The organism is Herbaspirillum sp. Sphag64, assembly GCF_014192645.1.
In the GTDB taxonomy this organism is placed as follows: Bacteria; Pseudomonadota; Gammaproteobacteria; order Burkholderiales; family Burkholderiaceae_D; genus Herbaspirillum.
The window spans coordinates 83,792-109,300 of record NZ_JACHYE010000006.1 but is presented as its reverse complement, the minus strand read 5'-3'; the positions used below and the strand labels follow the sequence as shown (position 1 = coordinate 109,300).

The 25,509-nt window shown below is 57.0% G+C and carries 21 protein-coding genes and 1 riboswitch; of the genes, 6 read left to right on the top strand and 15 right to left on the bottom strand.

Annotated features, from left to right (window positions below):
- Positions 1 to 32: 32 nt before the first annotated feature.
- The 5 genes from FHW66_RS11845 to pgm all read right to left on the bottom strand — a co-directional run bounded on the left by FHW66_RS11845 (position 33) and on the right by pgm (position 10,804).
- Complete coding sequence (locus FHW66_RS11845) at positions 33 to 2,045, bottom strand: putative cobaltochelatase (RefSeq protein WP_255458936.1); 2,013 nt, start codon at positions 2,043 to 2,045, stop codon at positions 33 to 35.
- Positions 2,046 to 6,179, bottom strand: a complete 4,134-nt coding sequence (locus FHW66_RS11840; protein ID WP_255458935.1) for a cobaltochelatase subunit CobN — start codon at positions 6,177 to 6,179, stop codon at positions 2,046 to 2,048.
- On the bottom strand, positions 6,172 to 6,516 hold the full coding sequence (locus tag FHW66_RS11835; protein WP_183380009.1) for a ferredoxin: 345 nt from the start codon (positions 6,514 to 6,516) through the stop codon (positions 6,172 to 6,174). Before FHW66_RS11835 ends, FHW66_RS11840 begins: the two co-directional genes overlap by 8 nt.
- A 170-nt stretch (positions 6,517 to 6,686) precedes the next feature.
- Positions 6,687 to 6,988, bottom strand: a riboswitch (cobalamin riboswitch).
- Between the two features lie 124 nt (positions 6,989 to 7,112).
- Positions 7,113 to 8,810 (bottom strand): methyl-accepting chemotaxis protein, encoded by a 1,698-nt coding sequence (locus FHW66_RS11830; RefSeq protein WP_183380008.1) that lies wholly within the window; start codon positions 8,808 to 8,810, stop codon positions 7,113 to 7,115.
- A gap of 341 nt (positions 8,811 to 9,151) precedes the next feature.
- Positions 9,152 to 10,804, bottom strand: a complete 1,653-nt coding sequence (pgm, locus tag FHW66_RS11825; protein WP_183380007.1) for a phosphoglucomutase (alpha-D-glucose-1,6-bisphosphate-dependent) — start codon at positions 10,802 to 10,804, stop codon at positions 9,152 to 9,154.
- Positions 10,805 to 11,070: 266 nt separating this feature from the next.
- On the opposite strand from pgm, the gene FHW66_RS11820 reads away from it, so the two are divergent.
- The 3 genes from FHW66_RS11820 to FHW66_RS20940 are packed head-to-tail and all read left to right on the top strand — an operon-like array spanning position 11,071 to position 13,466.
- Complete coding sequence (locus tag FHW66_RS11820) at positions 11,071 to 12,048, top strand: M14 family zinc carboxypeptidase (protein ID WP_183380006.1); 978 nt, start codon at positions 11,071 to 11,073, stop codon at positions 12,046 to 12,048.
- On the top strand, positions 12,045 to 12,797 hold the full coding sequence (locus tag FHW66_RS11815) for an alpha/beta fold hydrolase (RefSeq protein WP_183380005.1): 753 nt from the start codon (positions 12,045 to 12,047) through the stop codon (positions 12,795 to 12,797). The genes FHW66_RS11820 and FHW66_RS11815 overlap by 4 nt, the downstream gene beginning before the upstream one ends.
- A gap of 24 nt (positions 12,798 to 12,821) precedes the next feature.
- Positions 12,822 to 13,466 carry a hypothetical protein gene (locus FHW66_RS20940; RefSeq protein WP_255458934.1) on the top strand — a complete coding sequence of 215 codons (645 nt, stop codon included), beginning with the start codon at positions 12,822 to 12,824 and terminating at the stop codon, positions 13,464 to 13,466.
- A 110-nt stretch (positions 13,467 to 13,576) separates the two neighbouring features.
- Here the strand turns inward: FHW66_RS20940 and FHW66_RS11805 are convergent, their stop codons facing one another.
- The 6 genes from FHW66_RS11805 to FHW66_RS11780 form a co-directional block, all read right to left on the bottom strand.
- Positions 13,577 to 13,888: a hypothetical protein gene (locus FHW66_RS11805; protein ID WP_183380004.1), complete on the bottom strand. Its 312-nt coding sequence runs from the start codon at positions 13,886 to 13,888 to the stop codon at positions 13,577 to 13,579.
- 44 nt (positions 13,889 to 13,932) lie between these two features.
- Positions 13,933 to 15,075 (bottom strand): branched-chain amino acid ABC transporter substrate-binding protein, encoded by a 1,143-nt coding sequence (locus FHW66_RS11800; protein WP_183380003.1) that lies wholly within the window; start codon positions 15,073 to 15,075, stop codon positions 13,933 to 13,935.
- Between the two features lie 59 nt (positions 15,076 to 15,134).
- On the bottom strand, positions 15,135 to 15,992 hold the full coding sequence (locus tag FHW66_RS11795) for an MOSC domain-containing protein (protein ID WP_183380002.1): 858 nt from the start codon (positions 15,990 to 15,992) through the stop codon (positions 15,135 to 15,137).
- A gap of 226 nt (positions 15,993 to 16,218) precedes the next feature.
- On the bottom strand, positions 16,219 to 17,427 hold the full coding sequence (gene alaC, locus FHW66_RS11790) for an alanine transaminase (RefSeq protein ID WP_183380001.1): 1,209 nt from the start codon (positions 17,425 to 17,427) through the stop codon (positions 16,219 to 16,221).
- A 69-nt stretch (positions 17,428 to 17,496) separates the two neighbouring features.
- Positions 17,497 to 18,429 carry a DMT family transporter gene (locus FHW66_RS11785; protein ID WP_183380000.1) on the bottom strand — a complete coding sequence of 311 codons (933 nt, stop codon included), beginning with the start codon at positions 18,427 to 18,429 and terminating at the stop codon, positions 17,497 to 17,499.
- Between the two features lie 4 nt (positions 18,430 to 18,433).
- Positions 18,434 to 19,165, bottom strand: coding sequence for a GNAT family N-acetyltransferase (locus FHW66_RS11780; RefSeq protein ID WP_183379999.1), 732 nt, complete (start codon positions 19,163 to 19,165; stop codon positions 18,434 to 18,436).
- Between the two features lie 159 nt (positions 19,166 to 19,324).
- Between FHW66_RS11780 and FHW66_RS11775 the strand changes: the two genes are divergently transcribed.
- Entirely contained in the window at positions 19,325 to 20,812 is a 1,488-nt protein-coding gene (locus FHW66_RS11775; protein ID WP_183379998.1) for a PLP-dependent aminotransferase family protein, read from the top strand.
- A gap of 37 nt (positions 20,813 to 20,849) precedes the next feature.
- Here the strand turns inward: FHW66_RS11775 and FHW66_RS11770 are convergent, their stop codons facing one another.
- The 4 genes from FHW66_RS11770 to FHW66_RS11755 all read right to left on the bottom strand — a co-directional run bounded on the left by FHW66_RS11770 (position 20,850) and on the right by FHW66_RS11755 (position 23,701).
- On the bottom strand, positions 20,850 to 21,590 hold the full coding sequence (locus tag FHW66_RS11770; RefSeq protein ID WP_183379997.1) for an LrgB family protein: 741 nt from the start codon (positions 21,588 to 21,590) through the stop codon (positions 20,850 to 20,852).
- Positions 21,583 to 21,978 (bottom strand): CidA/LrgA family protein, encoded by a 396-nt coding sequence (locus FHW66_RS11765; RefSeq protein WP_183379996.1) that lies wholly within the window; start codon positions 21,976 to 21,978, stop codon positions 21,583 to 21,585. Before FHW66_RS11765 ends, FHW66_RS11770 begins: the two co-directional genes overlap by 8 nt.
- A 76-nt stretch (positions 21,979 to 22,054) precedes the next feature.
- A complete protein-coding gene (locus FHW66_RS11760; RefSeq protein WP_053198921.1) occupies positions 22,055 to 22,534 on the bottom strand; it encodes an acyl-CoA thioesterase in 480 nt (159 codons plus the stop codon).
- 258 nt (positions 22,535 to 22,792) lie between these two features.
- Positions 22,793 to 23,701 carry a 2-hydroxyacid dehydrogenase gene (locus tag FHW66_RS11755; RefSeq protein ID WP_183379995.1) on the bottom strand — a complete coding sequence of 303 codons (909 nt, stop codon included), beginning with the start codon at positions 23,699 to 23,701 and terminating at the stop codon, positions 22,793 to 22,795.
- A 559-nt stretch (positions 23,702 to 24,260) separates the two neighbouring features.
- On the opposite strand from FHW66_RS11755, the gene FHW66_RS11750 reads away from it, so the two are divergent.
- Positions 24,261 to 24,965 (top strand): MgtC/SapB family protein, encoded by a 705-nt coding sequence (locus FHW66_RS11750; RefSeq protein WP_183379994.1) that lies wholly within the window; start codon positions 24,261 to 24,263, stop codon positions 24,963 to 24,965.
- A gap of 144 nt (positions 24,966 to 25,109) precedes the next feature.
- The gene (locus FHW66_RS11745) at positions 25,110 to 25,463 is read left to right on the top strand and encodes a hypothetical protein (protein ID WP_183379993.1); all 354 of its coding nucleotides are present in this window, start codon (positions 25,110 to 25,112) and stop codon (positions 25,461 to 25,463) included.
- Positions 25,464 to 25,509 lie beyond the last annotated feature (46 nt).

Genomic DNA, 25,509 nt, shown 5'->3' with positions numbered 1-25,509 from the left:
TACTGAGTATTTATGACGTATAGCTTATCGGCTTAGGCCTTGATGCTACTGCGAATGGTCAACGCCAGCATGTCGGCGGACAGGTCTTCCAGCGTCAGGCATGGGGCTCCCAGCACCTGCGCCAGTTGCGCTGCGCGCCCGAGGCGCACGTAGCCGCTCTCGGTATCGATCACCAGAGCCGGGATGCCGCGTGCCGCCAGTTGCTCGGTCAAAGTCAGCGTTTCACGCCACGGATCATTGCCAGATTGCAAGGCCACATTGCCTTTGCCATCGCTGAGCAAGACCAGGACCGGCGGCGCACTGGTATTGCTGCGCGCTGCAATGTCCAGCGTTTCCAGCGCCAGTTGCAGGGCATGCGGCAAGGGCGTACGACCGCCCGTAGGCAACTCGCGCAAGCCTTGCTCAGCCAGATCGACACTACGTGTCGGCGCCAGCAAGAGGCTGGCCTGCTCGCCGCGAAAACCGATCACGGCCACCTGATCGCGGCGCTGATAGGCATTGGTCAACAGATCCAGCACTGCGCCTTTAACCGCCTCCATGCGCCGCTGCGCCGCCATCGAACCGGAGGCATCGACCACGAACAGAATCAGATTGGCAGCCTTGCCCACCTTGACCTTGCCGTGCAGGTCACTGCTTTGCAGCGAGATCACGGTACTTTCTTCCGCGGCGCTGCGTAATAAAGCACTGCGTACGGTAGCCGCGACGGCCAGATGCCCGGGATTGCTGTCGGCCACCACGCGCACGGTGCGGCCACGACCGCTATCGGCCGGTTCGCTGCGTCGTCCCGCAACCGCACTGAGCTGGCCGGATGCACGCTCGACCTTGATCTGGGGCGCTGCACCTGCGCTGACCGCATGAAACACTTGCTCGTTGGCACCAGCGTTGTCCGGCTTGCCGTCCTGCTCCGCTTCGTTATGGTCGCTGGAGCTTTGATCGCCTGCCTCTGATTGTGCTTCTGGCTGTGATGACTGAGGTGGAGGCTGATCTTGTTGCCGATCTTCCTGCTGATGTTGCTGCATCAGATCATCAAGCTTGTCCTGATCCAACCCCGCCTGTTCAAACGGTTTGCGACGCCGACGATGCGGCAGTACCAGTTCAGCGGCGTTGCGAATATCCTCCGGCGTTACCCGCGCCCGACCATCAAGCGCCGCCAGCGCCCGTGCCGCCTTGTGCATCACGATATCGGCGCGCAGGCTGGCGACTTCAAATTCGCAGCAAAGATGGCTGATCAGGTCCAGCAAGGCATCGTCCAGCACTACTTCTGCCAAAGCTGCCTGCGCCGCCGCAATCTGCGTGCGCAAGTCTTGCTGCTGGGTTTCCCAGTTGGCAGCAAAGACGACCGGGTCAGCTTCATAGGCTAGCCGACGACGTACCACCTCGCCGCGCAACTGCTTTTCACGGGGTGCGGTGACTTCGACCATCAGACCGAAGCGATCCAGCAACTGCGGCCGCAGGTCGCCCTCTTCCAGATTCATGGTGCCAATCAGCGTCAGCCGTGCTGGATGCGATACCGACAGGCCTTCGCGCTCAATCGTATTGACACCCATTGCCGCAACATCGAGCAAAACATCAACCACATGATCAGCCAGCAGATTGACTTCATCTATGTACAGGATGCCGCGATGGGCGGCTGCCAGCAGTCCCGGTTGCAAGGTATTTTGCTCACCCTTGAGGGCACGTTGCAGATCCAGCGTGCCCAGCACCCGGTCCTCAGTCGCGCCCAGCGGCAACGTGACAAAAGGTACCGCAGCCGATACCGTCTGTTGCGCAGTATTGCTCGCATTGTCCGCATTGCAGACCGGGCAGCATGCCGCTGCTGCGCCGGGCAGGCAATTGAAGGCGCAGCCCGCAACCCGTGCAATGTGCGGCAATACACCCGTTAAGGCACGTGCTGCGGTACTTTTGGCAGTGCCCTTGTCGCCGCGGATCAGAACCCCGCCCAGACTGGGATCCACCGCACAGAGTAACAAGGCGCGCTTGAGCTGGGGTTGCCCGACGATGGCGCTGAATGGATACAGGGGAGTCATACCATTGACGGCGCTCATTTATGCACTGCGCGGGGTTTCGCCACGCGCCTCCAGTAAGGTTTCACTATTGAGATACAGCTGACGCAACTGCTCCAGCGTCTGCGCCTCGGGCTGCGCCCACATGCCACGACTGGCAGCTTCCAGCAAGCGCTCGGCAATCGCATTCTGGGCCCATGGATTGGCCTCTTCCAGAAAGCGCTGCATACCCGGATCAAACGCATAGGTCTGCGCCAGCTGCTCGTACATCCAGTCATCCATGACTTGTGCCGTCGCATCGTAGCCGAACAGATAATCGACGGTGGCAGTCAGCTCCAGACCGCCTTTGTAGCCGTGCTTCTGGATGCTCTCCAGCCACTTCGGATTGACCACGCGGGAGCGGAACACGCGCAGGGTTTCCTGCTTCAGGTCGCGTACTTCTGCGCGCGCCGGATCATGGCTGTCACCAAAATAATGGCGTGGCTGCTGTCCGGTCAGTGCCCGAATGGTGGCGATCATGCCACCGTGATATTGCAGGTAGTCGTCGCTGTCGAAAATATCGTGTTCGCGATTATCCTGATTATGCAAAGCCACCTGCACACCAGCCAGCCGGGTGCGGAAGGCATCGCGCTGATCGCTGCCCTGCGCATTGCCCTGATGGCGTGCATAGGCATAGCCGCCCCAGTTGATATAGGCCTCGGCAAAGTCAGCATCGGCCTGCCAGTTGCGCTCCTGAATCAGCGGCAGAATACCGGCGCCATAGCTACCGGGCTTGGCACCAAACACGCGATATGCGGCACGCTGCTGCGCCAGTTCAGGCGCGAGCCCCTGCCCGATCCAGTTGCCGACGTCCTGCAGATAATGCTTGCGTACGAAATTCTGCTCAGCTGGTTCATCCAGCGCGATCACGGCATTGACGGCGTCGTCGATCAACTCAATCAGTTGCGGGAAGGCATCGCGAAAGAAACCGCTGATACGCGTCGTCACATCGATACGCGGGCGTTGCAATTGCGCCAGCGGAATCACTTCGATCCCCGCCACCTGGCGGTTACCGGCACGCCAGACCGGTTGTACACCGAGCAGACAAAGAATCTGTGCCACATCGTCGCCATGGGTCCGCATGGCGCTGGTACCCCAAATGCTGATGGCGACACTCTCGGGATAGCTGCCGGTTTCGCGCAGATGGCGCTCCAGCACTTCACGCGCCAGCTGTTGGCCGACACGCCACGCGGATTGCGAGGGCACGCTGCGTGGATCGACCGAATAGAAATTGCGACCAGTCGGCAAAATATGCGCCATGCCACGCGTGGGTGAACCACTCGGGCCAGCAGGGACATAACCGCCAGACAAACCGTGCAACAGATTGCCGATTTCGTCACCGGCACGGTGCAGATTGGGCAGCAGGTTCTCGCAGGTGAAACCGAGCACCCGTCGCAAACCGGCGAAATTGTCGTTCTCGGCGCGGGCTGCAACTGGCGGCGTAACAGGCTTGGACACTGGTGCAGTGAACCGGGTACGTGCCTGTAACTTCATTTGTCCCAAGGCACTGGCAGGCACGCGGGCGGCGGCAATCTGCAGGCGTGGCTTGTCGATACTGAGATCACCAAACATCGCTTGCAGAATAGTGTCGATGGCGGCGGTCTGATAATCGTTTTCCTGCAGGGTCTGCATCAGCCGCAGGCATAGCGCATCGATCGCCTCTATCGCATCGGCACGCGTCACAACCGCCCGTCCGGCGATGCGGGCCAGCGCGCTGTCGACATTGAGGCGCTGGCCCTTGTTGTCGAGCAACATGTCTAACTTCAGGCCAAACAGCTTGGCCATCTCCTCTTGCAGGCCGGGAATATCCTGATTGGGCAACCGTGTGAGCGAGACCAGCATGTCCGGCATCTGGTCGGCATCGGGACTACGGCCGAGAATATGCAGCCCATCGCGAATCTGCGCTGCGCCGAGTTCGCACAGATAGCCATCCAGATCCTCGATCAGGTGGGCAACGTCCGCCCCGCCCATCTCGGCGAGTGCTTCGGGCAAGGCCTCGTCATGGGGGTGATCGTGGTCGTGCGCATGATCGTGACCATGCGGGTGGTCATGATCGTGGTGCCCGTGATGATGATGGTCGTGGCCGTGGTCGTGATCATGGTGCAGCAGCTTCATCTGCAGATCGCTGTCGAGATTGGTCTGTTTGACCAGCTCCCAGATCTGCTGCTGCAACAGGGGTAACTTGGAAGGGTCAAGAATCTCGACCTGATAATACTCATCCACCAACTGCGTCAATTGTGCCAACGCGCCATAACTGTCGGCCGTGGTCATCGGTGGCGTCAGGTGGTCGACCACTACCGCATGCCCTCGCCGCTTCGCCTGCGAACCTTCGCCGGGATCATTGATGATGAACGGATAAAACAGCGGCATATCACCCAGCAACGCATCCGGGAAGCAGTTTTCAGAGAGCCCGACACCCTTGCCGGGCAGCCATTCCAGCGTGCCATGCTTGCCCACGTGCACAATCGCATCGGCTTGCCAGACGTCGCTCAGCCAGCGATACAGTCCATAGTAATGGTGGGTCGGCGGCAAATCGGGTTGATGATAGATCGCATCCGGATCCATGCCGTAGCCACGTGGTGGTTGCAGCGCCACGAAGGCATTGCCCAGCGCCATCCCTGCCAGTACCAGATGCTGGTCGTGCACATACGCTTCACCGGGCGCAGCGCCCCATTGGGCCTGCATTTTTTGTTGCAGCGCCGGTGGCAACTCGGCAAACCATTGTGCGTATTGCTGAGCAGGAATGCGTCCCGCAGCCTGCTGCAACTGCTCGGCAGTGAGATAAATATTGTCGTAGGAGCAACGATCAACCAGTGCATGGATCAAGGCAGTACCGGTTTCCGGCAGCTCGCCAATCTGATAACCGGCAGCCTGCATCGACTCCAGAATCCGCATCAGTGACGCCGGTGCGTCCAAGCCGACCGCATTGCCAATCTGCGATGCCTTGCTGTTGGAGTTGGTGAAGATGAAGGCGATGCGTTTGTCGGCATTGGGCAACGCGCGCAGACGCGCAAAGCGTGTTGCCAATCCGGCAATGCGTTGAACCCGATCGGCCAGCGGCTCAAATGTAATCGCCTCACCTCCCAGCGCAGCCGTCTGTGTCTTGAAAGACAGCGGCACGCTGATAATGCGCCCGTCAAACTCGGGCAACACCACATTCATGGCGGCATCCAGTGGGTTCATACCGCGCGAGGATTGCTCCCACTGCTCCTGCGTCATGCCACTGGTCATGGCTTGCAACACCGGGACATCGAGCTGCTCCAGCACGGACACCGACCACCCCGCCGGCGTTGGCCCGCCGGGCGTGATTTCACCCATCGCAAACGAGGTAGTGTTGATGACGACATCGACATAGGTGTCGGTACCGGACTGGGCGCTGCTGAAATATTGCAACGCCGCTGGCAGGCTGGATTCTGCCACCGTCGTGCGTAGCGATGCAGTGAAAATCGGCAGCACATCGACTCCCCGCTGCTCAAGCGCTTCGACCAGCGCATCAATGAAGCGGGTATTGCCGCTCATCCAGTGCGCTCGGTAAAAAATGATACCAACCGCAGGCTTGCGGCGACCAGCAACATCGATGCGCAGGCGCAACCAGTCGGCAATACTGGCCTGTTGCTCCAGGTCGGGATGGTAGATGCCGTGCTCGGGCAAGACCACCGGTGCCTCATAGGCAAAGCCGGTCAACAGCAGCCGGTCGGCAAGATAACGTAGTAGCTGCGCCAGATTGACGCTGCCGCCCGCATGAAAGTAGGCCAGCGCTTCGCGCAGGATATCGGCGGGCACGGTCGACACTGCCGCCAGCTCGGCATCGGGCTCACCCGTGCCGCTCAGCGCGATCAAGTGCCGCCCTTGCGCCTGTGCATGACGCAACAAGGCTGCAAAACCCGGCACGCTGCCAAGACGCCCCAGCACGCGCAGCACGATTACCTGGGTATCGGCCAGCGCTGCCGCCAGCAGTGCATCCATCTGCGCGTCATTGTCGACGCGCTGCAGATTGATCCCCAGCGTGGAGGGAAACTCTTCTGGTAACTGGCTCTGTGCATGTTGCAGCATCGCCAGATCAGTCGATGCATGGGTCAGCAAGGCGATACGCGCAGCAACGATGACTTTGTGTGTCGCTGGTTGGAGATCAGACATTCGGCATCTCCTCCAGCGCCAAACCGACATCACCCTCGCCAAGCCGATGAAACACCAGATCAGTGACTTCGCGTCCTTCGGCCAGATGCTCGGCCACCACACGCTCGATGGCAGCCGCATCCTTGCAGCGATACCAGACACCCTCCGGATAAACCACCAGCACAGCCGCCTGCGATTTGCAGGCCACCATGCAATGGGTGCGGGTGCGCTTGACCTTGAGCTCCGGACGCGCATCAATCTGTTCGCCGAGGACGGCAAACATCGCTGCGGACAACACCCCGTTGTCGGTACAGCGCGGACCAGTGCACATCAGCACATGTCGCTGGTGGGTTCTCATGGGTTGTCCCTACTCAAAGCACCATGCTGCCCCGCAAGAACGGATCGGCGTCATGGCATTCATTGTTCAACGATGCAAAACGGAAGGGATTCAGACAAAGCAAATACAAGCAAGCCACCCGCGGTGGCACGCCTGTCTGAGCTGTCCGTCGATCGCCCTCCGCGATGCAAAACTTGTCGTATGCCAGGGGCCGGTCTCCGGGCTGACGAATGACACTGATCAATGCAGTGTCGGAAACCGCGCCTTCCCATGCCTGACGGCACAGTGGCTGCGTGCGGATTCACGGATTCGCTTACCGTTGCGGGGGCAGCGTCGGCATTACCCGTCTACACAACAATTGCACCAACCGCCGTCACAACAAAAATAAATGAAGATGACTTGAGAAGAGCAACTTTAAGAGACAAACGCACCGACTTCCCGTTTAAAACCAATACCAGAAAAAGTATTGGCTACCCTAGGCAATGCTATCGCGGGAGTATAGGTGGGGCGGCAGCTTCTGGCAAGCTGAGCAAGCCGGCCAAGGCGGTACTGTGCACCGCCCCAACGGGAGCGATGCCGTCCGGACAAACAACATTGAGGAGCGTTACTAAAGGTTGCTATACAGCAAGACGCGAATACTCACCGGCAGAGTTGATCGCCAATGCTGCCACATCAGGAAGGCCGGCGCTCTGATGCGCATCACCTTCCTGTGCCGTCATCAACTCCACCGGCGATACCCCGCTTCGAGCCGACAATGCCGCAGAATCTTCCTCGCCCAACTGAAAGGTACCAACCGCTTGCCACAGATTTTGCGCCTGCTGCTGCAACTCCGCCGTGGCCTGCGCAGCCTGTGCCACCAGCGTGGCATTGTTACGGGTGACCGCATCAATCTGCGCCAGCGACTGATTCAGCTCTGCAATACCGTGGTTCTGAGCATCACTGGCCGCGGCAATCTGGTCCATGATGGTGACGACCTGCCCGACAGAATCAACAATCTCGTGCATGGTACGACCAGCGTCGTCAACTTGCAGACTGCCCGCATCGATACTATCCACTGACGCGCCAATCAGGGTCTTGATTTCCTTGGCAGCAGCGGCACTACGCATGGCCAGTTGGCGCACTTCGGTGGCCACCACCGCAAAGCCGCGACCAGTTTCACCAGCGCGGGCAGCCTCTACCGCCGCATTCAGCGCCAGAATATTGGTCTGAAAGGCAATACCGTCAATCACGGAAATAATGTCGACGACGCGCCGCGAACTATCCTTGATCGAGGTCATCGTGCCAACCACTGACGCCACGATCTCGCCGCCGCGCGAGGCCACATCGGCCGCCGACCGGGCCAACTGATTCGCATCACCAACCTGCGCCGTGTTGCGACTGACCAGCCCGCTCAATTCTTTCATTGCATCTGCGGTCTGCCGCAACGACTCAGCCTGCGCATCGGTGCGCTCGGCCAGATCACGATTGCCGCTCGCCGTTTGCTGTGTCACATCGAACATGCTTTGCGCACCAAAGCGTACCTGTCCCACCGCCCGCTGCAGACTCTGGTTCATGCTGCGCAGGGCGCGCAACAGTTGCCCGGTTTCATCATTATTGCCTGGCGCAATGTAGGCCGTCAGATCCCCGGCAGCTACCCGGCTTGCCAGCTCCACGGCCTGATTGAGTGGACGGGTAATGCTGCGGTTGAGACGCCACGCCACCAGCCCCGCCAACACCATGGCGGCACCACAGATCACGATGGTCAGCAGCGTAATATTGCGACTACTCTCGGCATAGGCATCAAGGTCATGCTGAATCTGTTGTTGCTGTAACTGCACCAGTTTATCGATGGCCTCCAGCCACTGCGTCTGCAACGGCGCAACCTGCGCATTGAGCAATTTGCTGGCCTGACCGGCATTGAAACCAGCGGCAAACTCGGCAGCCTGACTGATCAATGGCTCGCTGCGCTGATCCAGCGCCTGCATCTCTTGAACAATCGCTTGCTCCGGCGCAGTCAGCCCGGCATTGACCAGCGCCGTCTGATTGAGCCGGTAACGGGCACGCTCTGCCACGATACCGGTCATTTCCTTTTGCATCCGAAACAGATCATTGAGCGTGCCGATATTGCGCGCCGCCTGCCCCTGACGAAACAGACTCTGACGCATCGCTGCTGCAATCCCGGACTTGCCATTGGTATGACGTAACGATTGCGCCAGTTGCTGCTGGGCACGATGATTGGAAAAACCGGCCAGTGCCGTCACCGCCGCCATCAACACGAGAATCAAACCAAAGCACAACGACAAACGAAGACCGATCCGAAGCGCGGGAAATTTCATGCAAGTGTCTCCTGTTACATGCCATGAAGCACCCTGAAGCGTCATGACATGGCCATGATCCAGGCCGGCAAACCAAGGAAAGCACATACCGGATCAGGCTATTTTATGTAGTTTTACTAGTTTTTTTTGAGATTCTGGCATAGGGGGGACTTAATTTCCAGAAATTTTCTGAAAATATCGCGAATTCCTGCAAAAATAAAAAGAACGAGGTAAAAGAAAGGAATGTAGTTTATGTAGTTTTGCTACTAGCGCCGATTGCAGACCATTAGTGCAAATGATCAGCACTTATCACCACGCACCATGCGCAACGCGATAGCTGCGCACGGTGATTAGCGTCGTACTCAACCGGCCAATGCCTGAGTGACGATATCTTGTGCAGCGGCAAAAATGCACTCCAGATGCGCTGGGTCGCGGAAGCTCTCTGCATAAATCTTGTAGATATCCTCGGTGCCCGATGGACGCGCCGCAAACCAGCCGTTATCGGTCACGATCTTGACACCACCGAACGACTTGCCATTGGCTGACGCCGTCGTCAGGACTTGCCGAATGGGCTCACCAGCCAGCTCTGCCGAACGGACGTTATCGGCCGACAGGCGTGATAACAGGCGCTTTTGCTCAGGACTTGCCGCAGCCTCGATCCGCCCGTTATAGGGACGACCCAGCTGCGCAGTCAGATCATCGTAGATCTGACCAGGATCGCGACCGGTACGCGCCGTCATCTCTGCAGCCAGCAAACCGGCAGTGATGCCGTCTTTGTCGGTACTCCAGGGCGTGCCATCAAAGCGTAAAAAGACCGCACCGGCACTCTCTTCGCAGGCAAAGCCCAGTGTGCCATCGGCGAGGCCGTCGACAAACCATTTAAAGCCGATCGGCATTTCCTGCAATGGGCGCTTGAGCTGCGCAGCCACCCGGTCGATCATCTGACTGCTGACCAGCGTTTTGCCAATCCCGGTGGTAGCACGCCAGCCTGGCCGGTGATTGAACAGATACCAGACCGCTGTCACTAGATAGTGATTCGACGGCATCAGTCCGGCACTGCGGGTTACGATGCCATGGCGGTCATGATCGGTATCGCAGGCAAACGCCATATCAAAGCGCTCCCTGACCGCAATCAGCGCATGCATGGCGTGCGGTGATGAAGGATCCATGCGGATCTGACCATCCCAGTCCTGCGGTACAAATCGGAACGTCGGATCAACCTCAGTATTGAGCAACTCCAGCTGCAGATTGAAACGATCCGCAATTGCGCTCCAGTAATGTACGCCAGCGCCTCCCATCGGATCGACGCCAATACGTACACCGGCATCGCGAATGGCAGCAAGATCAATGACGCTGGGCAAATCACCAACATAGGCATCCAGATAATCGTATCGATGGGTGCTGGCAGCGCGCAAGGCACGCTCGTAGCTGATCCTCTTCACGCCGCACAACGCATCACGCAAATACTGATTGGCGCGGGTTTCGATCCAGCTGGTGACGACCGTGTCGGCCGGGCCGCCATGACTTGTGTTGTATTTATAGCCACCATTGTCAGGTGGATTGTGGGATGGCGTAATCACGATACCGTCTGCCAGCGCCGTCGGATGTGTGCGGTTATGCAACAAAATCGCGTGCGAGATAGCGGGGGTCGGGGTGTAAGGTGTCGATGCGCCGCGGGCAATCATGGTCTGCACGCCGTTCGCCGCCAAAACCTCCAGTGTGGTCGCCAACGCAGGAGTCGACAGCGCATGGGTATCGATACCAAGGAACAGCGGGCCGCGTATCTGATGTGCAGCGCGATAGTCACAGATCGCCTGGGCCATCGCCAGCACATGCCATTCGTTAAAACTGTGCTGCTGTGAACGGCCGCGATGGCCAGACGTACCAAACGCAACCTGCTGTGCAGATATCACCGGATCGGGCTGCAAACTGTAATAGCTGGTCACCAGCCCTGGCACATCAACCAGGGAGGACGTGGCGGCACGCTGACCGGCCAGGGGACTGATACTGCTCATCGTGTTAGCTCATCTTCAAAAAAGTCACTGGCGCGGATTATGCAACCACAAAAGTCCATATTGTAAATTGAATAAGACCACTGCTTCCCAAAATCCTGCCGCTCTATCAGGCCGGGATGACGAAAGCGATGATTACATCAAGATGTCATTTTTCTAAGGTATTGGTAGCGATTGCCGACGTTCATTATTGTTGCGAATTTGTTGCCGCGCTGCCCTACACAACCGATTTCAGTGCGCTCAAAACAAGATAAAGAGACAATCATCAGATGGATCCGAAACTGCCTGAATTGAGTGAACTGGAGCGCATCATCGAGGCTGGTGCCCCTTTGTTGCGCACCCGCTCCGCCTGCGTCGTCAGCTTTAAGGGAAACACCTTCCCGGTCCATGTACTGAGCATGGGAAGCGACAACCCCGACGCACCAACTGTTGGCTTCTTTGGTGGCGTGCACGGTCTGGAACGGATTGGCACCCGCGTCTTGCTGGCATTTTTACGCAGCCTGCTGAGCCGTCTCAAATGGGATGCTACGCTACATCATCAACTGCAGTCAGTAAGGCTGGTATTCATGCCATTGGTCAATCCCGCCGGCATGTGGAACAACACGCGCGCTAATCCGCAAGGAGTCGATCTGATGCGCAATGCCCCGATCGATTCGGTGGAGAGAGCGTCCTTTCTGGTTGGTGGCCAGCGCCTGAGTCGCCGCTTGCCCTGGTACCGTGGCGCGATCAACGAACCGATGGAGGCGGAAGCGCAGGCCCTGTGCGACGTGGTACGCCAGGAGCTGACCAGCCGGCACTTCAGCATCGCGCTGGATTGTCACTCCGGGTTCGGCCTGCAGGATCGCATCTGGTTTCCGTTTGCACACAGCGCGCAGCCTATCCGCCATCTACCTCAGATCGCGGCACTGGAGTCGCTGTTTTGCCAAACCTATGCCGATCACCACTATGTGTTTGAACCACAAAGCCAACAATATCTGACCCATGGTGACCTTTGGGATTATCTGTACCTGGAGAGTATTTCGGGTAAGGACAAAGTATTTCTGCCGCTCACACTGGAAATGGGGTCATGGCGCTGGGTCAAGAAAAATCCACGCCAGCTGTTCTCACTCGATGGCATCTTCAATCCCAATGCTCCCCATCGCCTGCAGCGCGTGCAGCGCAGCCATCTGTTGTGGTTCGACTTCCTCACCAGAGCAGCGTTTGCGCATCAACATTGGCTGCCCGCCGATGGCGGCAAGATGCCATGAGCACATGGATCCTGCTGCGCGGCCTGATGCGTGAGGCGCGCCATTGGGGAGATTTCCCACAGGTGCTGGCGGTCGGAATACCCGGGGCGCAGATTCTGACATTGGATCTTCCCGGTAACGGCAGCCATCATCAAGAGCGCAGTCCAGGCACGATCGCGGCGATGACGGAACACTGTCGGCAACAATGTCATGCACTAGGCATCCCCTCACCCTACCACTTGCTAGCACTCTCACTTGGCGGCATGGTTGCAAGCGACTGGGCTTCGCGCTATCCAAAGGAGGTTGCAGGTGCGGTGTTGATCAATACCAGCTTGCGTCCTTACAGCCCCTTTTATCATCGGTTGCGACCGCAACAATATGCAAGCCTGATTGGATTGCTTTGCGATCCGACCAATTATCCGACACGTGAGCGCACGATACTGCGGCTGACCAGCAATCGTGCGGCGCCAGATGAGCTGCTGCAATCCTGGATACACTTTGCCAGACAACGTCCGGTGCAGCTTATGAATGTCTTGCGCCAGTTGCTTGCTGCACTGCGCTACCGTGCACAACCACCACCGTCCTCAGTTGCATTGCTGATACTCAGTGGCGGCGGCGATCGACTGGTCAACCCGCGTTGCTCACTGGCGCTGCATGACCATTGGCAAGCGCCATTACGCATCCAGCCAGACGCCGGTCATGACCTGACACTGGATGCACCGGACTGGGTGGTGGAGCAAGTACGCCGATGGCTCACTTCAGAGGAGTAATATCAGTATCTGATTCATGTTCACATGAACAAGAAATGCAATCATTGTTTTCACATGATTCAAGCAATGCACGTTACGATTGCCAAGCATGATGGAAATATATATATTGTTTATATTATTATTTCAGGAGCCATTATGGCAACCAGCAAAGCCGCCACCCCGACAACAACAAGCTTGAAAAAAGCTGTCGCAAAAACCGTCACCAAAGCGCCAGCCAAAGTAGCTACCAAAGTAGCAACGAAGCCTGTGACCAAGAAGCCAGTTGCTGCAAGCAAGGTGACCGCACCAGCAAAGGCAAGCACAACAAAGAAGGTATTGGCCAAAACAACGCCGGCAGCATTGAAGAAGTCTTTGCCAGCGGCAGTCAAGCCCGCATTGAAGCAAGTTACCAAGCCGGCAGCCAAAGCAGTGGCACCGCTCAAGGCAGAAAAGAAAACCGAACTCAAGCTCAAGAAGGTCAAGCAGGTGCGTGACAGCTTCACCATGCCCGAAACCGAGTATGCAGTGCTGAGCCAGGTGAAGAAGAATTGCCTGAAAGTGGGCTTTGAAATCAAGAAAAGCGATTTGCTGCGTATCGGCGTTTCGCTGATCAAGAAGCTGGAAACTGGCCAACTCAAGACATTGCTGGCTGGCCTGACGCCTTTGAAGGTTGGGCGCCCAAAAAAATAAGCTAGCGTCGTTCTCTTCCTTTCGAGGGTACGCAACTGCAACTGTAGAAACAGCTGCACTCGTTGCCAAGCTGGCGCAACACGACCATCATCAATGCCTTCAGCAGGGCATCAGAAAATGGGTAGTTGCGCCAGTGTCACCTCGTTTTTGCCATCAGTCGCTGGCATCATCGCAATGGTCTTGACGCCAGGCCGCAGCTTGATTGCCTGTACTCTTGGCCCCGGCAACACTTTCTCCCCCTCCGGTAGCACAGTCCACACATCTTCCCCGTATTTCAAGGCTTCCAGCACATGAATGACATGGCTTTCTGATGGCATGACCTTCCAGCGGTTGGTGGTGGTATTGGCCAAGCCCCAGCGCACGTATTGCACCAGCCCCTGAGGATTGTAACGAACGGCGGTAATGACGCGGATAAGTGCCATGGTTTCGCTCTAAAAAAGGGGCCAATGATAAAGGAAAACGTCGTTCAGTTCTTGCCTTCAATTGTTTTCAGGGCTACCCATTTCTGATCCTTGACCTGAAACACTGTGTACACAGGATTTTCTAGATTGCCGTCTGCATCAAAGCTGATCCGGCCGGTCAAACCGGTAAATTTCAAGTGATGCAGTGCCACACCCAACGCACGTCGATCCAGTGAATTAGCCTGCCGGATCGCGGCGGCGACCAGCCCGACTGCATCATAAGAGAATGGTGGTTTGAGTCCGACCTCTTCGCCAGAGCGCTCCTTGAAATTTTTCTGAAACTGCAACCAGGCAGCACCTTGATGCGGCAGCTTGCACGGCTCGAGAATGACGGTGCCGTTACCAGCAGCGCCAGCACTTTGCAAGAAGCGTGATCCGACGATGCCCCCCACCGTCACCAGCGGCGCCTTGATCTGAAAGCGCTGCATTTCTCGCACCAGTTGCGCAGCCTGCGCTTCGAGACCGGCAAACAAGACAGCGTCCGGTGCACTTTGCTTGACGCCTTGCAAAGCAGCATTGAAATCTGAGGTATGACTGCTGAAGTCATACTGACCAACGATATTGCCCTGTAATTTTCCAGCCGCAATATTGAACTGCCTGACATACTCGATACCAAACAAGGTCTGATCGTGAATGACGACGATACGCTTGGCCTTCATCTGCTCCACGACGTAGTTGGCTGTGTTAGAGGCATTTTGGCGATCATGCGGCAAAATACGAAAGGCGGCACCAAAGCCCTGAGTGGTATACGCCAACGCAGACGAACCAATTGCCAGTTGAGCAATACCAGCCGCGTTATAGATTTTGGAAGCAGCAATACTGACACCGGAATTCCAATGGCCAATCACCGCCACCACATCGGTTTTAGCGAAATATTGCGCGACCAGCTCACCTGTCCTCGGATCACTACGGTCATCCTGCACCAGCAGCTTGAAAATCAGCCGGTCGCCGTCGAGATGAATCGCCTGCCGGTTCAGATCCTCGATTGCCAACTCTGCCGCCAGCACCAGGCTCGGCGCTGCACCGGACGACACGCCTGTGAGCGGCGCGGCATAACCGATCGTTACCGTTCTATCGGCGGCCCGCGCACTGCTCAGCGACAGCATCACAAGTAGCGCCAGCATTGCCGCAGCGAATGAACATCTCATGAAGAATCTCCTTGCCTTGTGAGCATTGAACACTTGCAGCAACGTGAGAATCTATTCAATCAGAAATTGAGCTCGGCCTGGACCGGCATGCCAAGTCGTAAGGCATTGCCAAACCCGGCGACGACGATCGCGTTTTGCCCAAAGGTCACACCGTCCACCCGCGCATCAGCACGATACGTCGTCAAAGTGTCCAGCGGCTCATGGGGCCACTGCGTATCGCGCAGTCCGGAATGCTGGTCAATACCGGGCATCGGACAACGTGCGCAGGGCTTGACCAGCCGCAAGACAATCTCCTTGCCTGGCTCGCCCAGCGTGAGCGTATCAATATAGTCCTCCTCATAGGCAGGCAAGCCAGTGAGAACCAGATTGGGACGGAAGCGATTCATCGGAATGGGGGGAGCACCCTTCTGCTGCATGCGCGCATTGAGATCATCCAGGGATGCCGTGGACGTTACCAATAAAGGAAAACCATCAGAAAACTGCGTCATGACACGGCGCTCGCCAGTCCAGCGCAGACTGCATTGCCGCATCACCTCAGGATCGAAGCACACCAGTCGGGCCTCGGCACCAAGATACGAAGAGAACCAGTCATGAAATTCCGGGCCGCAGTCTAGCGCGTCCAGCGCTGTCCCCCACACCGTCACGGCGATTTTTGGTGCTTTGAATGGCACTACAGTCGGCAACACCAGTGGTGCCATGCCGGGTGCCCGTACGATCAGTTCCGATTCGCTTGCCAGATTCAGACGAATGGTTGCCATGAGCGGAAACGCACGCTGAGACAGAAAGTCACCCCGCGGATCAACCAGCATCCAGCGGCGGTCCAGCGCCAGGCCGAGCGATTCCACCGTAGCTTCGTTCAGATTGATCGCGCCGCAGGATTTGATGGGGTGGATATGGAGGCCGGTCAGTGAAATCATGAGCGAGTGTCCTAGCTTGTCTTGGTGAGTTTACTGCCGTCATATTATTGTTGCCTGCAGAGCGAGTGTAGCCGATCGCATACCTTCGGGTACGCACATCACTCTCAAAAATCTGCAGGCATGTTTTTTTTGCGACACACTGACTTCCAATGTTCACTCCGCCCAGGTAAAAGAAGGTGACATCGAGGCGAAATCAGTTCATCGCCATCCGTACATCCACGCCAACTCAGCTTTGCGTGGGAGCGGCACCACGCAACATCGTCTTGATGCCGCGTATTGCCTGACGGATGCGCGCTTCGTTCTCGATCAACGCAAAGCGGACATAGTCGTCACCATATTCACCAAAGCCAACGCCGGGCGACACGCATACCTTAGCCTGCTCCAGCAATAAACGCGAGAACTCAAGCGATCCCAGATGACGATACTGCTCAGGGATGCGCGCCCAGATATACATCGATGCCTTGGGGATGTCGACCATCCAGCCCGCTTCATGCAGGCCCTTGACCAGCACATTGCGGCGACTCTCATAATTGGCGCGAATCGTTTCAACGCACGATTGATCGCCTTCGAGTGCTGCAATCGCAGCAACCTGTACTGGCGTGAAACTGCCGTAATCGTGGTAGCTCTTGATCCGGGCCAACGCGGCGACCAGTTCCTTGTTACCGACCATGAAGCCAATCCGCCAGCCCGCCATGTTGTAGCTCTTGGAGAGCGTAAAAAATTCTACCGCCACGTCACGCGCGCCAGGCACCTGCATGATCGATGGGGCCTTCCAGCCATCAAAGGTGATATCCGCATAGGCCAGGTCATGCACCACCAGAATGTTGTGCTCCCGCGCCAGCTGGACCACCCGCTCAAAGAACTCCAGCTCCACGCATTGCGCAGTCGGGTTGGAAGGAAAACCAAGCACCATCATCTTCGGCTTGGGGTAACTCTCGCGAATGGCACGCTCCAGCTCGGCAAAGAAATCGACGTCAGGACTCATGCGCACCGAGCGGATATCGGCACCGGCAATCACCGCGCCCCAGATGTGGATTGGATAGCTGGGATTCGGCACCAGTACGGTATCGCCCTTGTCCAGCGTGGCCAGCATCAGGTGTGCCAAACCTTCCTTGGAACCGATAGTGACAATTGCTTCGCTATCCGGATCAAAACTGACGTCGTAACGGTCCTTGTACCAGTGGGCAATAGCACGCCGCAGACGTGGAATACCTTTGGATGCCGAGTAGCCGTGCGTATCGGGCCGTTGCGCAACTTCGACCAGTTTGTCGACGATATGCGGTGGCGTCGCACCATCGGGATTACCCATCGACATGTCGATGATGTCTTCGCCGCGACGGCGCGCAGCCATCTTGAGCTCAGCGGTGATATTGAATACGTAGGGAGGAAGGCGATCGATGCGCGCAAAGCTGCGCACATGGCGAGATGTGGTCATGTTGGTCTTTCACGTAAGCGCCCGGAACCGTCCGAGCGACGTTGGATCAAGGAGGATCCGGGAATGATTCTACGATAGTTTTTCAGAACTGGAAAAGTTCTTTTTTTGTTCCTGTCGCGACGGTAAGGCCCCAATCGCGATACCAACCACAATCATTGCCATGGCGATCAACAGCGTGGTCTCAATCGGCTCGCCCAGTGTCACCGACGAACACACAATGCCAAATACCGGCACACCCAGCAAGCCCAGCGAGGTCGTCATCGCCGGTAAAGCGTGGTTGACCTTGTTCATTGCCCAATACGCAATCGCAATCCCAAACGCACCACTGTAGAGAACTTGCATCGTGAGTGCGGGGTTCCAGTCGACCTGTGGCGGCCCTTCTACGAACCATGCGCAGGCCGAAAGCACACAGCTTGCCAGTAATGCCTGCCAGAACAGGAGATCAAATGTCTCACCAATCCAGCGATGGCCGCGCATGTAAAGAATGCTGGCAGCCCAGAACATGGCACCCAGCAAAATCAGTCCGTTGCCCAGCAGTGCCGGCTGATTGTTCCAGTCAAATGCCAGCGGATTGAAGATCAGCAACAGACCTAATAATCCGAGCCCGGCGCCGATGGCCCGACGCACGGTAAACGCTTCGCCGAGAAACAGTCGCGCACCAGGTGCCACCCACATCGGAGTGGTATAGGCCAACACCACCGAACGCCCTGCCCCGACATGCTGCATGCCAATATTGCACAACATCGAATAGGCCGACATGTGGAGCAACCCAAGACTACACACCACCGGCAGGTCACCACGATGGGGCAGCTTGAAGCGACCTCGACCGACACTCAGCACCAGCAATACCAGGGTCCCAATGATGCAGCGGATCGCCGCAGCCCAGATGGGGCTGAGATATTGCAGGCTCGCCTTATTGACCGACCAGGTGGTGCCCCAGATCAGCACCACCACGCTCAGCAAGACGATTGCCTGCCGCGACGATAAGGAAGATGGTCGCATCGCTTCAACGTCCCTGTTGTGCCATGCAATCACCGAGACTGCGACGCTGTTGTCCTGCATTGTCGAAATTGGCAGGATCAAGCCAGGCTTGAAACGCCAGCTTGAGCGCCGGCCAATCCGTATCAATGATGGAAAACCATGCCGTGTCACGGCTGCGTTTTTTGTACACGATGGCGCGCCGGAAGATGCCCTCAAACTGAAACCCATAGCGCAGTGCGGCCGCGCGCGAAGGGGCATTGAGGCTATCGCACTTCCACTCGTATCGGCGATAGCCGAGTTCGTCAAACACCCGCCGCATCATCAGGAACATGGCTTCGGTCGCTACGCGCGTGCGTTGCAGACGCGGCGAGAAGTTGATATTACCAACCTCAATGGCGCCATGGGCAGGATCAATACGCATGTAAGAGGCAACACCCACCGCTTGTCCGCTGGCGAGATCAATGATGGCGTGCATCAAGGGATCCTTGCTCAGACTCATCGTGGCAATCCAGTCCTGATAGGCCGCCAGACTGGCTGGCCGTTCAGCAAACAGATAGGTCCAGTTGCGACCATCCACGTCTTCACTGTTGGCGGCGTACAGCTGCTCTGCGTGTGCCAGAGCAACAGGCTCCAGACGACAGTAACGGCCTGCCATTGGCAACGATGGCGGCAACGTACGCGGGGTCCAGTCTGGCATGGCCAAGCCCACGGGCTGCCCCAGCGCGTTGTTCGTTGTGTACTTGTCTGAAGAGGTCATAGCTTGGCGATTCCTTCAAAAAATGTGAGGTGTGTGACGAAGATTAATGATAAATTTGGTTTTACAAAAGATCCAATATTCACTATTTTCAAGATACCAATTCAGTCATCTGCATTGGATCTTGTGTAACCACAAACGACACCAGCGACACCAGTAACGATGAACACTTCACCCTTCCCCTTTGACCTGACCGGATTGCAGTTGCACCCAGGCCGAGGTCTGGCGGTACAACTGGCGCAAAGTCTGCGCAACAGGATTACGCAGGGCGAGCTGGATCTTCAGGTCAAGCTGCCGACCACACGTGAACTGGCACTGGCGCTCAATATTTCCCGCACTACCGTAGTCAGGGCCTACGATCAGCTGTATGCCGAGGGCTACATCAGCGCTCGGGTCGGCGATGGCACCTATGTTTCGGCTCCCGCCACGGCGCTCGCCGACAGTATGTCGCCCGCGCCCGTCCTGCGCCCACACAAGAGTCAGCAGCGTTTATCGGCCTTGGGAGAACGTCTGGCAGCGACTGAGAAGTTACTGCCACCAGCCGGCGAACCACGTGCATTCCGGCTTGGCGTGCCGGCCCTGGACCTGTTTCCGGCATCGATATGGGTACGCCTGCAGGCTGATTTCTGGCGTCATGCGCCAACGCATCACATCGGCTATAGCGATCCGGCCGGCAATCCGCAACTACGTAGCTTGCTGGCGGGTTATCTGCGCAATACACGGGGACTGATGTGCGATCCTGATCAGATCATCATCACCGCCGGGGCGCAACAAGCCTTGTTCATGTGCGCGCAACTGCTGCTCAATCCAGGCGATCTGGCGGCGATTGAAAATCCCGGTTATCCGCGAGTCGCATCTGCCCTGACGCTGGTCGGTGCACAGCTCTTGGGAATTGACGTTGATAGCGATGGCCTGATGACGGCGCAGCTGGAACAACTGCAGCAAAACCACGATATACGCTTGACCTACGTGACACCATCACATCAATACCCCACCGGAGTGACGATGTCACTGGCACGTCGACTGGAGCTGCTGCAGTGGGCCGAGCAACACCAGAGCTATATCCTGGAAGATGATTACGATGGCGAATACCGCTACCGTGGCGCACCGCTGGCGCTTCTGAGTTCGCTGGACCGGCATCAGCGCGTGTTGTATACCGGCACCTTTTCTAAAATCGCCTTTCCGGGATTGCGACTTGGCTATATCGTCGCGCCGCCAGCATTAGTCAATCCGCTGGTGAACCTGCGAATGCAATATGATCGTCATTCTTCCGTCGCGGATCAGGCCGTGATGGCGGAATTCATCGCCCAGGGACACTTCCTGCGCCACGTACGGCGCATGCGCCGTGCCAGTCGCGCACGCCGCGATGCCTTGTGTGATAGCTGGGAGCGATTCAAACCGGGTGGCCTGAACTTACCAGTCATAGACGCCGGCTTACATTGCACCATCCGGCTAGCTGCGGGGCAGAACGAAGACGAACTGGTCGCCAAAGCCGCTTCAGCCGGTATTGAGGTGGCGGGTTTATCGCGTTTCTGGCTGCCACAAGAACGCGCCAGTGCGAACGCCGGCGGCCTGGTGCTGGGGTTCGGTGCAGTGGAACCAAGCGTCATTAACAACGCGGTCAAGACGCTGGCGAAAGCCTGGCGCTAAGGTCACACGACATCACTCGACGTCAAGCAACGCCCCGCTAGCGGGTAAGCAGCGCAGCAAAGACGGGAATCAGCCACGGCGCGAGAAAAGCAGTCAGTACACCGTTCAGCCCCATCCCCAAGCCTGCGAAAGCCCCCATTTCGGGATTGACCTGAAATGCCCGTGCGGTACCGATCCCATGCGAAGCAACGCCGAGCGCAAAACCACGCACCTCGGGCGAGTCAATGCGCAAACGATTAAACAGAAAGCGTGCCGAGATCGCACCAAAAATGCCGGTACTGATCACCAGTACCGCCGTCAGCGCTGGCAATCCTCCCAGCTTTTCTGCCACACCCATGGCGATCGGCGTAGTGGCCGACTTGGGGCCAATCGAGACTGCCATCTGATAGGAGCCGCCCAGCAGCAGCGTGATCACGACCGCTGACACAATGGCCGTAGCCGAGCCTGCCAGCAAGCCGCACAGTAATGGCAGGAACGAGCTCCGCAAGCGAGGTAGTTGCCGGGCCAGCGGAATGGCCAGCGCAACAGTTGCCGGTCCGAGCAGAAAATGCACGAATTGCGCACCTGCAAAGTAATCGCTGTAAGACATGCCCGATAGCAACAGCACTGCACTGACCAGTGCGATGGCAATCGCTACCGGATTGGCCAGTGGCGAGAACTTGCAACGGGTATAGATGGCGAAGGCGAGTACATACGCGCATAGCGTCAGCGTCAGGCCCAGCAATGGTGATGCCGCAAGATAGACCCAGATCAGCCCGAGGCGTGGCAACTCATGCATCTGGCGCTCCCGGCTTGGACTGTGGCAATGATTTCTGTTGTTCCCGCGACTGCTGCCAGCGCATCACAGCCCTTGTCACCAACGCCGTCACGGCCAGCGTCAACAAGGTACTCACCACAAGCGCAGCAATGATGGCGACCCATTGGCCGCGCACCTGCGTCGCGGCGGCGACGATACCAACGCCGGCCGGCACAAACAGCAGCGACAGGTGGCGCAGCAATTCACTGCCTGTCGCTTCGATTTTCTCCAGCAATGGCGGATACAGCACTAGGACCATAAATAGCAGCAGCATCCCCACCACGGGACCTGGTACCGGCAACTTGAAAGCAAAGGTGATTCCTTCACCGAGGCACTGAAACAGCAATAAGCTGGCAAAACTGATGAGCATGTGACCCTCGGTGTCGAAGTATCGGCGGCACTGCGGGGAGCAGTAAAGGCTGCAACCTTGTAACGTCTACGCTGCGTCAGGATAGTTTAGCTTCTTCAAAGCGCTGCGACAGTTCAGCGCGCAGCTTCTTGCGCAACTTTGCCGCTTCAAAACGACGCTTTTCTTCCCCTGTGAACGGCCGCAATGAAGGCACCGCTACCGGCTTGCGCTCACCATCAACGGCCACCATGGTGAAGAAGCAACTGTTGACATGACGGACTTCCTGGGTGCGAATGTTTTCGGCAACCACCTTGATCCCGACTTCCATCGAAGAGGTGCCGGTATGGTTGACGCTGGCCAAAAAACTGACCAGTTCACCAACGTGGATCGGTTGCCGGAACATCACCTGATCCACACTCAAGGTCACGACATACTGGCCCGCATAGCGACTGGCGCAGGCATAAGCAACCTGATCGAGAAATTTGAGAATGGTGCCACCGTGCACATTGCCAGAAAAATTAGCCATGTCTGGCGTCATCAGGACCGTCATGGTGAGTTGGTGAGATGGCATGTCCATGGTGCGCGGCTTTCTCCGAAAAAGGGAATTAAAATAAGGTCAAAACACCGGATCGACCGACCAGTTCTGATCAGCTTTGCCGACAATGAAACGCCCCCGGATCTACCTCCGGGAGCGACAAAGCGGCAAGCCTAACCGGATTGAGTCGGTCTCGCAAGTTTTGGGCCACATCTTCAAGCTTGTTGCAACATCATGGCGCTAGCCGAACATCAAATCAACGGCAAATACACAAATAGTGCAATGCGCTCAAGCAGTTGCTCAGTCTGTATAGTCCCTTGCATTGTGCAGGAACTGCCGCAACGAGGCAGTAATGGCATCCGGCGACCACCCCGCCATATGCGGTGTCAGCACAACATTGTCGAATTCCAGCAACGCTTGTGGAGGCTTTGGTTCACTTTCGTAGACATCGAGCCCGGCACCACCCAGTTCACCATCCTTGAGCACCTGTGCCAGCGCGGCCGTATCGACCACGCTGCCACGGGAAATATTGACCAGAAAGCCTTGCGGACCCAGCGCGTGCAATTCTTTGGTGCTGATCAAATGCCGGGTTGCCGCGCCACCGGGTGTCGCAATGACCAAAGCATCGGCCCAGCTTGCCAGGTGCAGCACGCTATCCAGATAGTGGTAATCCACATCGTCGCGCCGGGTACGGTTGAAATAACCGACTTCCATATCGAAGGCCGCTGCGCGCCGGGCAATCTTCTTGCCAATCGTACCTAACCCGACGATACCCAGACGTTTGCCTGCCAGCTGTGGCGGCAGGCGTAGGTCGTCGCGCCAGATACCCTCACGGCATGCCTGATCCAGCCGCGGGATATTCCGCATCACTGAGAGCAGCAAGCCCATTGCATGGTCGGCCACACAATCGTCATTGGTACCGGCACCGGTACCAACCTTGATACCGTGTGCACGGGCATGATCGGTATCAATATTTTCAAAACCGGCACCCAGCGCGCAGACCAGCTCCAGCTTTGACAAGGCCTGCATATCGGCAGCACTCAGTCCAACGGCACCATTGGTCAGCACCACCTTGACCTCGCTTGCCGCTCCCTGAATGGCGGCAATGCGCGTCTCGCGGTCAGGTGCATAGATGATGTCAAACTTGTCGCCAATGAGGGCTTGGCTTTCTTCGGATAGATAAATCAGTACCAGCAGAGGTGTTTTCATGACGAGGATCTGGAGGATGTGCGTAGAGGTCGAGGATGAGGAAGAATGCGTCTTATCTGGGCAGCATTGAAAGGTAGCAATGTGAATTTTAGGACAAATCAGTAAATATTGTTGCCGTCCTTGATCAATCGTGGATATCGGCCAAAACAGCTGAAAATCAGTGACATTTCAGCGCGAATACTCCCGGCATAACAACAAATTGGTACAAAACCAGGCTTGACTGCGTATTTACCTTCCTTTATATTGCGCCCATCTCAATTTCCCGGTGAAAACACGAAGTGGACAGTTGCTCTGGTCATAGTTGCCCGACGGGTCGATAACCCGGAAACTTCTTCTCTCGCAGCTTTTTCTCTTTGCTGCAACCGAAGTGTTTCCGGTTGCAGTATCGCGGTGAATTCTCACCCGATCCAATTCCTCCCGTCTCTTATTATTAATTTGCTTGCGCAGGGTCTGACGCGTCATGTCTTTATCTTTTCGGCATGGCGATCGTCTGCCGCCTTGTGCGCAACATGTTCGCACCATCACTTGAGGTGCGGCATTCGATGTGGAGGTAATACGAATGGATCCAGGCGTTTTTGCAGCACGTATTTTGCTGGCATTACTGCTAGGCTCGATCATTGGTGCCGAGCGGCAAATGCGGCAACGCATGGCTGGTCTGCGCACCAATGCATTGGTGGCGATTGGCGCCGCCTTGTTTGTGATGGTGTCGGCATTTGAAAGCGACCCACAGGGTGCGACCCGGATCGCCTCCTATGTGGTTTCAGGGATCGGCTTTCTCGGTGCCGGAGTCATCATGCGCGAAGGCATCAATGTACGAGGTCTGAATACCGCCGCTACCTTGTGGTGTTCGGCAGCAGTCGGCGTTTTGTCGGGACTGGGACATCCCTTAGAGGCCAGTATCGGCGCAGCCACCATCCTTGGTGCCAATGTTTTTCTGCGCAGCGTCTCACATCTGATCAATCGCCAGGACCTGCAAGGCGCGACCGAGATCGAACAGGTCTACCGTCTCTCGATTGTCTGTCGCCCCGACGATGAGGTGCAGGTCCGCACACTGATGCTGCATATGCTCAATGGCATGCCACATCTGATTGTGCAATCGCTGCACAGCGAGGACTTGCCTTCCGGAAATCAACTTGAAGTCCGTGCCGATCTGATCACCTCGCCCAGCAATCATTTGCAACTGGAACAGATTGTCAGTCGTGTGAGTCTGGAAAAAGGTGTCAGTGCCGCACGCTGGGCAGTGCTCAACCCGCTCGAAGTGTAAACAGAGATCCGCCCGCAGGTTTGACCTCGAATCAGCCTGACTGGGCGAATAGCATTAACCAAGACGACCAATACGGCGTCGCTACATGACATGGTGTCAACAAACAGCCAGCGTGCAAGCGAGCCCGGTGAAAAGGAGTCCATCATGCGTATCACCAAACTGGAAACCAAGCTCGACAGCTTCTTCAGCAACCATTATTTTCTGGCAGCGGCGCCTGCCGCACCGGTACGTCACCCGTACCAGATTCTGATTACCTGCCGCACCGATGCGGCGAGCCAGGTGGAACAATTGATTCGCACCCAGCTAGGCGACGATTTTGAGCATGTCTATGCGTTAGCCATGCAGGCGCGCGAGCACTTGCCACTGACCGACTTTGACATTGCTATCCAATGCACAACTACGGAGCGTGCGGCAGTGGTGCGTTTGGTCTCGCGGCTTGGACTGGAGGCAGATGTACGCAGCGTTTGCTGGCAAAGTGTTCCACAAGGAGCCAAGTAGTCTTGCAAGACTGGGCAGCCAATGATGGCTGCGATAAAGCGTATGA

What these genes read in the sequence shown, in the direction of transcription:
- FHW66_RS11845 (WP_255458936.1), bottom strand. Translation starts at nt 2,045, where the DNA reads ATGAGCGCCGTCAATGGTATGACTCCCCTGTATCCATTCAGCGCCATC.
- FHW66_RS11840 (WP_255458935.1), bottom strand. Translation starts at nt 6,179, where the DNA reads ATGTCTGATCTCCAACCAGCGACACACAAAGTCATCGTTGCTGCGCGT.
- FHW66_RS11835 (WP_183380009.1), bottom strand. Translation starts at nt 6,516, where the DNA reads ATGAGAACCCACCAGCGACATGTGCTGATGTGCACTGGTCCGCGCTGT.
- FHW66_RS11830 (WP_183380008.1), bottom strand. Translation starts at nt 8,810, where the DNA reads ATGAAATTTCCCGCGCTTCGGATCGGTCTTCGTTTGTCGTTGTGCTTT.
- pgm (WP_183380007.1), bottom strand. Translation starts at nt 10,804, where the DNA reads ATGAGCAGTATCAGTCCCCTGGCCGGTCAGCGTGCCGCCACGTCCTCC.
- FHW66_RS11820 (WP_183380006.1), top strand. Translation starts at nt 11,071, where the DNA reads ATGGATCCGAAACTGCCTGAATTGAGTGAACTGGAGCGCATCATCGAG.
- FHW66_RS11815 (WP_183380005.1), top strand. Translation starts at nt 12,045, where the DNA reads ATGAGCACATGGATCCTGCTGCGCGGCCTGATGCGTGAGGCGCGCCAT.
- FHW66_RS20940 (WP_255458934.1), top strand. Translation starts at nt 12,822, where the DNA reads ATGAACAAGAAATGCAATCATTGTTTTCACATGATTCAAGCAATGCAC.
- FHW66_RS11805 (WP_183380004.1), bottom strand. Translation starts at nt 13,888, where the DNA reads ATGGCACTTATCCGCGTCATTACCGCCGTTCGTTACAATCCTCAGGGG.
- FHW66_RS11800 (WP_183380003.1), bottom strand. Translation starts at nt 15,075, where the DNA reads ATGAGATGTTCATTCGCTGCGGCAATGCTGGCGCTACTTGTGATGCTG.
- FHW66_RS11795 (WP_183380002.1), bottom strand. Translation starts at nt 15,992, where the DNA reads ATGATTTCACTGACCGGCCTCCATATCCACCCCATCAAATCCTGCGGC.
- alaC (WP_183380001.1), bottom strand. Translation starts at nt 17,427, where the DNA reads ATGACCACATCTCGCCATGTGCGCAGCTTTGCGCGCATCGATCGCCTT.
- FHW66_RS11785 (WP_183380000.1), bottom strand. Translation starts at nt 18,429, where the DNA reads ATGCGACCATCTTCCTTATCGTCGCGGCAGGCAATCGTCTTGCTGAGC.
- FHW66_RS11780 (WP_183379999.1), bottom strand. Translation starts at nt 19,165, where the DNA reads ATGACCTCTTCAGACAAGTACACAACGAACAACGCGCTGGGGCAGCCC.
- FHW66_RS11775 (WP_183379998.1), top strand. Translation starts at nt 19,325, where the DNA reads ATGAACACTTCACCCTTCCCCTTTGACCTGACCGGATTGCAGTTGCAC.
- FHW66_RS11770 (WP_183379997.1), bottom strand. Translation starts at nt 21,590, where the DNA reads ATGCATGAGTTGCCACGCCTCGGGCTGATCTGGGTCTATCTTGCGGCA.
- FHW66_RS11765 (WP_183379996.1), bottom strand. Translation starts at nt 21,978, where the DNA reads ATGCTCATCAGTTTTGCCAGCTTATTGCTGTTTCAGTGCCTCGGTGAA.
- FHW66_RS11760 (WP_053198921.1), bottom strand. Translation starts at nt 22,534, where the DNA reads ATGGACATGCCATCTCACCAACTCACCATGACGGTCCTGATGACGCCA.
- FHW66_RS11755 (WP_183379995.1), bottom strand. Translation starts at nt 23,701, where the DNA reads ATGAAAACACCTCTGCTGGTACTGATTTATCTATCCGAAGAAAGCCAA.
- FHW66_RS11750 (WP_183379994.1), top strand. Translation starts at nt 24,261, where the DNA reads ATGGATCCAGGCGTTTTTGCAGCACGTATTTTGCTGGCATTACTGCTA.
- FHW66_RS11745 (WP_183379993.1), top strand. Translation starts at nt 25,110, where the DNA reads ATGCGTATCACCAAACTGGAAACCAAGCTCGACAGCTTCTTCAGCAAC.